This is a genomic window from Streptomyces sp. NBC_01171, from assembly GCF_045039805.1.
In the GTDB taxonomy this organism is placed as follows: domain Bacteria; phylum Actinomycetota; class Actinomycetes; order Streptomycetales; family Streptomycetaceae; genus Streptomyces.
The window spans coordinates 4,746,160-4,757,434 of the sequence record NZ_CP108609.1; the positions used below are offsets into that span (position 1 = coordinate 4,746,160).

Genomic DNA, 11,275 nt, shown 5'->3' on the forward strand with positions numbered 1-11,275 from the left:
CAAGGAGTTTGTGCCGTGAGACCGATCTGGCCGGCGCGTGGGACGCGCCGCACCCCCTACCGGCGCCGGGCGGCGGCCCTCGTCACCGCGGCCCTCGCCGCCACCCTGGTGACGCCGCTGTCCGCCCACGCGGACAGCCCGCCCGCACCGCCTTCCGACGCCCGCCTCGCCGCCGAGCCCGCCCGGCACGACGACACGCGCGAGCAGTTCTACTTCGTCATGCCGGATCGTTTCGCCAACGGCGACCGCTCCAACGACCGCGGCGGGCTGACCGGTTCGCGGCTGAGCACCGGCTACGACCCCACCGACAAGGGCTTCTACCAGGGCGGCGACCTCAAGGGCCTCACCCAGCGCCTCGACTACATCAAGGGCCTCGGCACGACCGCCATCTGGCTCGCCCCCATCTTCAAGAACCGCCCCGTGCAGGGCACCGGTGCCGACGCCTCGGCCGGCTACCACGGTTACTGGATCACCGACTTCACCCAGGTCGACCCGCACTTCGGCACCAACGCCGACCTGAAGGGCCTGATCGCCAGGGCGCACGCCAAGGGCATGAAGGTCTTCTTCGACGTCATCACCAACCACACCGCCGACGTCGTCGACTACCGGGAGAAGTCCTACGACTACCTCTCCAAGGGCGCCTTCCCGTACCTGACCAAGGACGGCCGCCCCTTCGACGACTCCGACTACGCCGACGGCCGGAAGAAGTTCCCGGCCGTGGACGCCTCCTCCTTCCCCCGCACCCCGACCGTGCGCAGCCGCAGCAAGGTCCCGGCCTGGCTCAACGACCCGGCGATGTACCACAACCGTGGCGACTCCACCTTCGCGGGCGAGTCCGCCGAGTACGGCGACTTCTCCGGCCTGGACGACCTGTGGACCGAGCGTCCCGAGGTGGTCAGCGGCATGGAGAGGATCTACCAGCGCTGGGTGCGGGACTTCGCCGTCGACGGCTTCCGCATCGACACGGTCAAGCACGTCGACATGGACTTCTGGACCCAGTGGGCCACCGCGCTGGACCGTTACGCGGCCGAGCGCGGGCGGAAGAACTTCTTCATGTTCGGTGAGGTCTACTCCGCCGACACCTCGGTGACCTCCCCGTACGTCACCCAGGGCCGCCTGGACGCCACCCTCGACTTCCCCTTCCAGGACGCCGCCCGCGGCTACGCCTCCCAGGGCGGCAGCGCCAAGAAGCTCGCCGGGGTCTTCGGGGACGACTACAAGTACACGACCGACAAGGCCAACGCCTACGAGCAGGTCACCTTCCTCGGCAACCACGACATGGGCCGCATCGGGTACTTCCTGAAGCAGGACGACCCGAAGGCGTCCGACGCGGAAATCCTGCGTAAGGACCGCCTCGCCAACCAGCTCATGTTCCTCAGCCGGGGCAACCCGGTCGTCTACTACGGCGACGAGCAGGGCTTCACCGGCTCCGGCGGCGACAAGGACGCCCGCCAGACCATGTTCGCCTCCAAGGTCGCCGACTACCTGGACGACGACGAGATCGGCACCACCCGCACCCACGCCCGCGACGCCTACGACACCAAGGCCCCGCTGTACAAGGAGATCGCGGCTCTCGCGGGGCTCCGCAAGGCCAACCCGGCCCTCACCGACGGCGTGCAGACCGAGCGCTACGCGGCCGACGGCGCCGGTGTCTACGCCTTCACCCGCACCGACGCCCGCACCGGCGCCGAGTACGTGGTCGCCCTCAACAACGCCGGCGAGGCCCAGCGCGCCACCTTCACCACCGGCTCGGCGGGCATGGCTTACCGGGGGATCTACGGCACCGAGCGCACGGTACGCACCGACGCCGGGCGCAGGCTCACCCTGACCGTCCCGGCCGGGACGGCCGTCGTCTACCGGGCCACCGGGCGCCCCGCCGCCCCCGCCACCAAGCCGACGCTCACCCTGACCGCCCCGGCCGCCGGAGCCACCGGCACGGTGGAGGTCGGCGCCGATGTGTCCGGCGGCCGGCTGAACCGGGTCGTCTTCGCCGCACAGGTCGGCAACGGGCCCTGGAAGACGCTGGGTTCAGCCGACCACGCCCCGTACAAGGTCACCCAGGCCATCGGCAAGGACGTACCCGCCGGGACCGCGCTGCGCTACAAGGCCGTGGTGATCGACTCGGCCGGCCGCACCGCGAGCGCCCTGGCGACCAGCACGACCGGCACCGCGCCCGCCCCCGAGCCGCCCGCCGCCGCCTCCCGTGACTACGCGGTGGTGCACTACAAGCGGGCCGACGGCGACTACGCGAACTGGGGCCTGTACGCCTGGGGTGACCTCGCGGACGGCGAGGCCACGGAGTGGCCGGCCAGCCACCCCTTCACCGGCCGTGACGCCTACGGCGCCTTCGCCTACGTCAAGCTCAAGCCGGGCGCCTCCGACGTCGGCTTCCTGGTCATCGACAAGAACGGCGACAAGGACGTCTCCGCCGACCGGAGCATCGACGTCACGAAGACGGGTGAGGTCTGGCTCGAGCAGGGCAAGCCCGAGGTGCTGACCGAGCGCCCCGAGTACCCGGCCCAGGACCAGGGCAAGGCCGTACTGCACTACCACCGCGCCGACGGCGACTACGACGGCTGGGGCCTGCACACCTGGACCGGTGCCGCGAACCCCACCGACTGGTCGAAGCCCCTGACGCCGGTGAAGACTGACGCCTATGGCGCGGTCTACGAGGTACCGCTCACCGAGGGTGCCACCAGTCTCAGCTACATCCTCCACAAGGGCGACGAGAAGGACCTGCCCACCGACCAGTCCCTCGACCTCAAGGCCGACGGCCACGAGGTGTGGCTGTTGAGCGGCCAGGAGAAGTACCTGCTCCCGCAGCCCAAGGGCAGCGCGGCCGCGCTCGACCTGACCACCGCCAAGGCGGTCTGGATCGACCGGGACACCCTCGCCTGGAACGGCGCCGCGGGGGCTGCCTCCACTCAGTTGCTGTACTCCCGGGACGGCTCGATCACCGTCAAGGACGGCGCGCTGACCAGCGACGACGAGCGTTGGCTGCGCCTTGCGAAGGGCACGCTCACCGACGCCCAGAAGGCGAAGTTCCCCCACCTGAAGGACTACACCGCCTGGACCGTCGACCCCCGCGACCGCGACCGGGTGCGCGAGGCCCTCACCGGCCAGCTCGTCGCCTCCCAGCGCGCGGCCGGTGGAGCGGTGCTGGCCGCTACCGGGGTGCAGGTCGCCGGGGTGCTGGACGACGTGTACGCGAGCGCCACGAAGAGCGGCCTCGGCCCGGTCTTCCACGCCGGCAAGCCCACCCTCTCCGTCTGGGCACCGACGGCCCAGAGCGTGTCGCTGGAGCTGGACGGCTCACTGACGGCCATGCGCCGCGACGACACCACCGGCGTCTGGTCCGTCACCGGCCCCGCGTCCTGGAAGGGCAAGCCCTACCGGTACGTGGTCAAGGTGTGGGCGCCCGGCGTCGGCAAGATCGTCACCAACTCGGTCACCGACCCCTACTCGGTCGCCCTGACGGCGGACTCCCAGCGGAGTCTCGTCGTCGACCTCGCCGACCGCTCCCTGGCCCCCGAGGGCTGGGCCGGGCTGACCAAGCCCAAGGCGGTGCCGCTGAGGGACGCCCAGATCCAGGAGCTGCACATCCGGGACTTCTCGGTGGCGGACAAGACCGTCCCGGCGGGGGACCAGGGCACCTACCTGGCCTTCACCGACAAGAACAGCGCCGGCTCCAGGCACCTGCGCGAGCTGGCGAAGGCCGGCACCTCCTACGTGCACCTGCTGCCCGCGTTCGACATCGCCACCATCCCCGAGAAGAAGGCCGACCAGGCCACCCCGGACTGCGACCTGGCCTCCTTCCCGGCCGACTCCGGCAAGCAGCAGGAGTGCGTGGCGAAGACCGCCGCGAAGGACGCCTACAACTGGGGCTATGACCCGTTCCACTACACGGTCCCCGAGGGCTCTTACGCCACCGACCCCGACGGCACCGCGCGTACCGTGCAGTTCCGGAAGATGGTGCAGGCGCTCAACCAGGACGGGCTGCGGGTCGTCATGGACGTGGTCTACAACCACACGGCGGCCAGCGGGCAGGCGGACACCTCGGTGCTCGACCGGATCGTGCCCGGCTACTACCAGCGGCTCCTCGCGGACGGCAGCGTGGCCAACTCCACCTGCTGCGCCAACACCGCGACCGAGAACGCCATGATGGGCAAGCTCGTCGTGGACTCCATCGTCACCTGGGCCAAGGAGTACAAGGTCGACGGCTTCCGCTTCGACCTCATGGGCCACCACCCCAAGGCCAACATCCTGGCCGTCCGCAAGGCGCTGGACGCGCTGACCGTCGCCAGGGACGGCGTCGACGGCAAGAAGATCATCCTGTACGGCGAGGGCTGGAACTTCGGCGAGGTCGCCGACGACGCCCGCTTCGTCCAGGCCACGCAGAAGAACATGGCCGGGACCGGCATCGCCACCTTCTCCGACCGGGCCCGTGACGCCGTGCGCGGCGGCGGACCCTTCGATACGGACCCCGGCGTCCAGGGCTTCGCCTCCGGCCTGTTCACCGACCCCAACTCCTCGGCGGCCAACGGCACCCCGGCCGAGCAGAAGGCCCGGCTGCTGCACTACCAGGACCTCATCAAGGTCGGCCTGACCGGCAACCTCGCCGGATACCGGTTCACCGACAACGACGGCAAGGAGGTCACCGGCGCCGGGGTCGACTACAACGGCTCGCCCGCCGGCTACGCGGCCGCCCCCGGCGACGCCCTCGCCTACGCGGACGCCCACGACAACGAGTCGCTGTTCGACGCCCTCACCTTCAAGCTGCCCGCCGGGACCAGCGCGTCCGACCGGGCCAGGATGCAGGTCCTCGCGATGGCCACGGCCGCCCTCTCCCAGGGCCCGGCCCTCTCCCAGGCGGGCACCGACCTGCTGCGCTCCAAGTCGCTGGACCGCAACTCCTTCGACAGCGGCGACTGGTTCAACGCCATCCACTGGAACTGCGCCGACGGCAACGGCTTCGGACGCGGGCTGCCCCCGGCGGCCGACAACGAGTCCAAGTGGCCGTATGCCAAGCCGCTGCTCAGCACGGTGAAGGTCGGCTGCCCGCAGATCACCGGCGCCTCGGCCGCCTACCGTGACCTGCTGCGCATCCGCACCACCGAGGACGCCTTCTCCCTCGCCACCACCGCCCAGGTCCAGGACCGGCTCTCCTTCCCGCTCTCCGGCAAGGACGAGACCCCCGGCGTGATCACCATGCGCCTGGGTGACCTGGTCGTGGTCTTCAACGCCACGCCCGAGCGGCAGGAGCAGCGGATCACCGCCCTCGCGGGCACCGACTACCGCCTGCACCCCGTACAGGCGTCCGGCACCGACGAGGTGGTCAAGTCGGCCTCGTACACGGCCGGTTCGGGCACCTTCACGGTCCCGGCGCGCACCGTTGCGGTGTTCACCCGGTAACGGGTCAGGACGCCAGGGAGATCAGCCGGGCGGCGAGTTCCGCGAAGGGACCGTCGCCCGGCTCGTTCTGTACGAACGTCCGCACCACGGCGGCCATTTCGGGGTCGAAGGCGGCGCTGACGGCGACCAGGGCGGCGAAGTCGTGCACGAGCTGGCGTTCCAGCTCCTCGCGCGGCACCCGGCGGCCCTCCAGCCAGATCAGCGCCGTCGACTCCACCAGCGAGATCCACGAGCGCACCACCAGCTCCAGCCGGGCGGGCGCCTCGGTGATCCCCAGGTGGGACAGGATCTGCTCGTAGGACGCCTGCCGCACGGAGTCGATGAGGGCGTTGGTGGCCGAGGAGCCGACCGCCGGGCCGCCCCGCATCAGGGCCGAGAAGCCCGGCCCGTGCTCGTCCACGAAGTCGAAGAAGCGGCCCATCACCCGGAGCAGCCGGGCGCCGAGCGGGCCCTCGTGGGGCTCCTCGAAGCGGCCCGCCAGATCCTCGGCCGCCCGGGTCAGCGCGGCCTCGTACAGACTCATCTTGCCGGGGAAGTAGTGGTAGACCAGCGGGCGGGAGATGCCCGCGGCCGACGCTATCTCGTCGATCGAGACCTCGTCGGGCGAGCGCCGGCTGAACAGGTCGAGCGCGACCTTGATCAACTGCTGCCGCCGCTCCTCGACGCCCATCCTGCGGCGAACCCCGGTACCCATGGGTTCAACCTTACCGACCGGCTACGACACTTGGACGGTCCGGTTCCGCCCGGCCCGGCTCCCCGCGCTCACATGTCCAGCACCAGCCGCTCACCCCGGGCGCGGGACACGCAGATCAGCATCGAGTCGTCGCGCTCGCCGTCCGTCAGCAGCTCGTCCCGGTGGTCCACCTCGCCCTCCAGCACCCGCTGTTGGCAGGTCCCGCAGAAACCCTGCTCGCAGGAGTAGAGGGTGTCCGGCAGCTCCCGGCGCACCGCCGCCAGCACGGTCGAGTCGGCCGGGACGGTCAACGTCCGCCCGCTGCGCCGCAGTTCCACCTCGAACTCGGTGTCGGCGCCGCCCGCCGTACGCGGGGCGAACCGCTCCAGGTGCAGCGCGGTCCCCTCCGGCAGAGCCGCCTCCACCGCCGCCATCAGCCCCTCCGGACCGCAGCAGTACACGACCGTGCCCTCGGGCAGCCCGGTCAGCAGCGCGGTGAGGTCGGGGCGCCCGTCCTCGTCCTCGGCCACCACCGTGCACCCGTCCCCGACCAGCGCCGCCGCCTCCTTCAGGAACGGCATCGAGGCCCGCGTACGCCCGCAGTACAGCAGCCGCACGTCCACGTCCTCCGACAGGGCCCGCAGCATCGGCAGGACCGGGGTGATCCCGATGCCGCCGGCTACGAAGACGTACGCGGGCGCCTCCACCAGCGGGAACCGGTTGCGCGGGCCGCGCACCTCCAGCTCCATCCCCTCGGTGAGCTGCTCGTGCACCTCCCGTGAGCCACCCCGCCCGTCCTCGACCAGCCGCGCGGCGACCTCGTACGCCGAGGAGTCCGCCGGGTCCCCGCACAGCGAGTACTGGCGCACCAGGCCCGAGGGCAGCACCAGGTCCAGATGCGCGCCCGGCTCCCAGACGGGCAGGCCGGTGCCCTCCAGGCGGAGCCGCACCACCCCGTCCGCGATGCGTTCGTGCCCGGTCAGCAGCAGCCGCAGCGCCCGCGAGCGGGGGCGCCCGGAGATGGGCGGGTCCAGCGCGGGCATCGGCCACAGCGGGGAGTCCTTGACCCGGCGGCGCAGCGCCCGCCGGGTCAGCAGCCCGGCGCCCACCAGGAGCGCGGCGGCGGCGACGGACCGGGTGGTCTGCTCAGGCATCGTGCTCCGCCTTCTCCGCGGCCAGCGCCGCCGGGGACGAGGCCAGGTAGGCCACCGCCTGCGCGGTCGAGCCCTCCTGGGACGGGTGGTAGGCCCGGCCGAGGTAGCGCGGGATGGACTTCAGCAGCGCGCCCGTGGCGGGCAGCGTGCCCCGGCGGCCGCTCGCGTAGAACTCCCGGAACGACGCCTTGCCGTCGACCAGCGTCGGGTCGTGCTCCATGAAGAAGCGGGCCCCGCGCTGCCACAGGAACATCAGCGCCCCGAAGGCCAGCGCCCAGGTCCGCACCCGGCGCCGGTAGTCGCCGTCCACGTGCGTGAAGAGGTCGAAGGCGACCGATCGGTGCTCGACCTCCTCCGCGCCGTGCCAGCGCAGCAGGTCCAGCATGGTCGGATCGGCGCCCCGCCGGTCCAGCTCGGCCGCGTTCAGCACCCAGTCCCCGAGGAACGCGGTGTAGTGCTCGATCGCCGCGATCAGCGCGATCCGCTCCAGCAGCCACCAGCGGCGCGCCCGCCCCGGCGGCAGGGTGCGGTCCCCGAGCAGCTTCTCGAAGAACCAGTCGACCTGCGCGGTGTAGGGCGTCGGGTCCAGCCCCTGCTCTCGCAGATGCGGCAGCACCTCGTCATGGGCCTGGGAGTGCATCGCCTCCTGCCCGATGAACCCGATGACGTCCTCACGCAGTCGGTCGTCCCGGATCAGCGGCAGCGCCTGCTTGTACACATGGACGAACCACCGCTCCCCGGCCGGCAGCAGCAGATGCAGCACATTGATGGTGTGCGTGGTGAAGGGATCGCCGGGCACCCAGTGCAGCGGGGTGTCCTCCCAGGCGAAGGACACCTTGCGCGCCTTCAGCGGGATGCGCTCGGCCTGCACCGGCCGGGCCTGCTTGTTAGACATGGCGTCAATGTACTGACGGGTACTTCGCCTGAGAACCCCCGTGCACGACCTTGTTCGGCAAACTGTCAGCAGCGCCCGTCAGCGCAGCCCGCTGATCCTCCGGCCGCCCTCCAGCGTGCCCGCCAACTGCGCCTGGGCGCCCTGCTCCGCCTTCGCCACCAGCAACTGGCCCTGCCCGGACGCGGTCACCCCGCCCGAGGACCGGATCGAGGTCACGCCCCGGCTGCCCGCCGCCAGCAGATACCAGTGGCCGCCGCTGGACTTCCACAGCACCCCGGCCAGTACGTGCGGATCACGCGGCCCGCACGCAGTGGTGTCGGTGCCCTTGGCCACGACCGCCCCGGCCGGGCCGCCCGGCGTACGGAACTGGGCCAGCGCGGCCGTGCCGTCGCCGCGCCAGGTCTCGGCGCGGGTGCACACCCACTGCCCGGCGCCGCTCGCGTCCGGCAGCGGCTGCTCGGCGAACGCCCACGCGTTCACCCCGCGCACCCCGGCCGACCGCTCCGCCGCCAGCGAGCAGGCGAACGGCGCCCAGGCCCGCAGCCCCTCGGCCCCGGTCGCCTCGCCGGTCGAACCCGGCCGGCCCGCGGTGAGATGGGCCGGCACCAGCTCGCCCAGGTCGCTGGAGAGCTGGGTGCCGGAGCCGTCCGTCAACTGGAGCACGGTCCACGAGGTGCAGTCGCCCGCCCGGAGTGCCGGGCTGGCCAGCGGGGAGGTGACCCCGTCGGTCAGGGTGAGCGCGGTCGGCGCCGACTCCGGCTTGGTCAGGTCCCGCCCGGCCGCCTTCTTCACCCAAGGGGCGGTCAGGTAGCGGACGTTGCCGTCGGAGCGGCCGAGCACCAGCGCGCTCGCCTCGGCGCCGGTCGCGCCGTCCACGCGGGCGAAGTCGAGGGCCGCGCCCTCGGTGCCGTCCCTGGGTTCGGCGTAGCGGGTGATGCGCAGACCGTCGTAGAGGATCACCACGCGGGCCGCGTCCACGTCGCCCGCGTACAGGAGTTGGGGCGGGCCTGCGGGGCCGCCGGTGAAGGTGCCGGGGGTGGCGGAGACGCGGACCGTGGCGCCGGGGCGGGCCCAGACCGCCAGCGCGCGGCGCAGCAGGCCGTCGTCGCCGGTGAGCGGTCCGCGCGCGGGCCAGACGGAGAAGTCGGTACGCGCCGAGGTCTTCCACGCCGCCGGGGTCACACGCTGCACCTTGGCGGGGTCGAGCGCGGCCGTCGCTGCGGGGTTCTCCGCGTACGCGGGGGCGGCGGCACCGTCCGGGCCCCAGCCGCCGCCCGGCAGCGCGACCAGCACACAGGCCACCGCGAGCGCGGCGGCCGCGGCCACCGCCGCCTTGGTGTGCTGACGGCGGCGCATCAGGTCGGTGGGCCGGGCCTGGAGCGAGCAGGCGTCGAACTCGGGGGAGGCGAGCAGCGTGTACTGCGCGGGCACCCCGTTCGCCCCGGCCAGCGCGGACTCGGTACGGGTGACCCCGGCGGCCTTGAGGATCTTACGCACGTCGTCGTCCGCCAGGCCCTCCAGGCCGCGCAGGACGTAGGCGGCGCGGGCCGGGCCGGAGAGGGCCGACAGCTTCTGGTCGAGGGCGAGTTCGTCGGCGCCCCCGGAGCGCGGGAAGAGCCTGAGGCCCCACACCTGGGGAAGGGGGGCCGGGAGTTGGGACAGCTTGGGGAGTCCCTTGCGCGGCTCGGACGCCTCCAGCGCGCTGCGCAGCACCCGGAGCCGGACGAAGTCGTAGCCCGGGTCGCCGTCCCGGCCGGTCGACTGGGCCGGGATCAGCGCGCGTTGCTTGCGGCCGCGCGGCAGGGCGCGCTGGGCGAGGGCGTGTGCGGTCAGGACCCGGCGCCCCCTGCCGAGGGTGGGCGGGAGCACCAGGTAGGCGAGCCGGACCAGCCGCGGATAGTGCTCGACGAGCGCGGCCTCGGCCCGGCCGACGTCGACGGCCGGGTCCTGGTTCCGGGAGGAGGCGGGTGCGTGACGCTGGGCTACATCCTGTGACTGCACATCGGGGAGAACGAGCGAGACGGCCGTAGGTCACCGCCGCACGGGTGATGTGCGGCCGGCATCACGCCGGTTCGGTCAGCAGGCGGGCGTAGTTGGCCATCGACCGCTGGTAGCGCGGGAGATGGGGGGCCAGCGCGCCGAGCACCAGCGAGAGCCCCTCGCGGTCCCGGCCCAGGCTGGACAGGCACAGCGCGAGGCAGGCCCGTACGGCGTCGTTCAACTCGTCCGAATGTGCGTCGAGTTCGGGGGTGAGCAGGGCGACACCCTCCTCCGCGTGCCCGGTGTTGCGGAGCGAGCTGGCCAGTTGGATCTTCGTCCGGCGGGCCTTGTACGGGTTCGCCTCCGTCAGACCGTTGTCCAGGGCCGCGCGGTACAGTCCGACCGCGTCGGCCGAGTGGCCGGTCGAGTCGAAGGCGCAGGCCCGCTCGAACAGGCCCAGCGGGTCGTCCTCGGGCAGTTCGGCGGCCAGCTTGTCGATCACGGCGCGGAAGCCCGCCGCGTCGTCCTCGGGCCAGGTGTCCAAGGCGGCCCAGGCGGCCGCCACGCGCTCTTCCCAGTCTCGGTCCATCGGACCACTCTGGCAGGCACCGGGCGTACCGATCAAGGGATTTGAGCATGTCCGGCCTCGCAGCCGTACCCGTTGCGAGGGCGCGAGTGCGGGATGCTCGGCCCACCAGGACCGGAGGAACGGATGAGGATGACCAGCGCGGTGCTCGTGGGCGCCGTGGTGCTGACGCTGGCGGGCTGCGGCGCGGACCAGGACGATGCCGCGAAGGTGCCGGCCACCGCGACCGGCAGCCTGGAGAGCCTGGCCGCCGAGGTGAAGTGCCGCCCGGACATGCAGACCGACGCCGACGAGATCCGCCAGGCGCTCTGCAAGAACGCCGACGGGAAGTTCGTCCTGGCCACCTTCGCCACCGACCGGGGCCAGCGTGAGTGGATCAACGACGCGAAGGACTACGGCGGTCACTACCTGGTCGGCCGCAAGTGGGTCGCGGTGGGTGACGACGGCGTGGTGAACGCGCTGCGCGGCACGCTCGGCGGCGAGGTCGAGGTGGGCGCCGACCACAGCGGACACGGCGCGAAGCACACTGGCTGACACAGCACCCACGGCGAAGGCCGGTGACGGGAAGCTCCCGG

At 72.3% G+C, this 11,275-nt stretch carries 7 protein-coding genes; 2 read left to right on the forward strand and 5 right to left on the reverse strand.

The window, feature by feature from the left end; translation table 11 throughout:
* Window positions 1-15 precede the first annotated feature (15 nt).
* On the forward strand, window positions 16-5,412 hold the full coding sequence (gene pulA, locus OG448_RS21870) for a pullulanase-type alpha-1,6-glucosidase (RefSeq protein ID WP_405556184.1): 5,397 nt from the start codon (window positions 16-18) through the stop codon (window positions 5,410-5,412).
* Between the two features lie 4 nt (window positions 5,413-5,416).
* On the opposite strand, the gene OG448_RS21875 is transcribed toward pulA, so the two are convergent.
* From OG448_RS21875 to OG448_RS21895, 5 genes are all read right to left on the reverse strand, one after another.
* On the reverse strand, window positions 5,417-6,106 hold the full coding sequence (locus OG448_RS21875; RefSeq protein ID WP_405556186.1) for a TetR/AcrR family transcriptional regulator: 690 nt from the start codon (window positions 6,104-6,106) through the stop codon (window positions 5,417-5,419).
* Window positions 6,107-6,174: 68 nt separating this feature from the next.
* Complete coding sequence (locus OG448_RS21880) at window positions 6,175-7,239, reverse strand: PDR/VanB family oxidoreductase (RefSeq protein WP_405556188.1); 1,065 nt, start codon at window positions 7,237-7,239, stop codon at window positions 6,175-6,177.
* Window positions 7,232-8,134: a metal-dependent hydrolase gene (locus tag OG448_RS21885; protein ID WP_405556190.1), complete on the reverse strand. Its 903-nt coding sequence runs from the start codon at window positions 8,132-8,134 to the stop codon at window positions 7,232-7,234. The genes OG448_RS21880 and OG448_RS21885 overlap by 8 nt, the downstream gene beginning before the upstream one ends.
* A gap of 78 nt (window positions 8,135-8,212) precedes the next feature.
* A complete protein-coding gene (locus OG448_RS21890) occupies window positions 8,213-10,135 on the reverse strand; it encodes a hypothetical protein (protein WP_405556192.1) in 1,923 nt (640 codons plus the stop codon).
* Window positions 10,136-10,196: 61 nt separating this feature from the next.
* On the reverse strand, window positions 10,197-10,703 hold the full coding sequence (locus tag OG448_RS21895; RefSeq protein ID WP_405556194.1) for a tetratricopeptide repeat protein: 507 nt from the start codon (window positions 10,701-10,703) through the stop codon (window positions 10,197-10,199).
* A 123-nt stretch (window positions 10,704-10,826) separates the two neighbouring features.
* Between OG448_RS21895 and OG448_RS21900 the strand changes: the two genes are divergently transcribed.
* A complete protein-coding gene (locus OG448_RS21900; RefSeq protein ID WP_391291522.1) occupies window positions 10,827-11,234 on the forward strand; it encodes a hypothetical protein in 408 nt (135 codons plus the stop codon).
* Window positions 11,235-11,275: the final 41 nt, after the last annotated feature.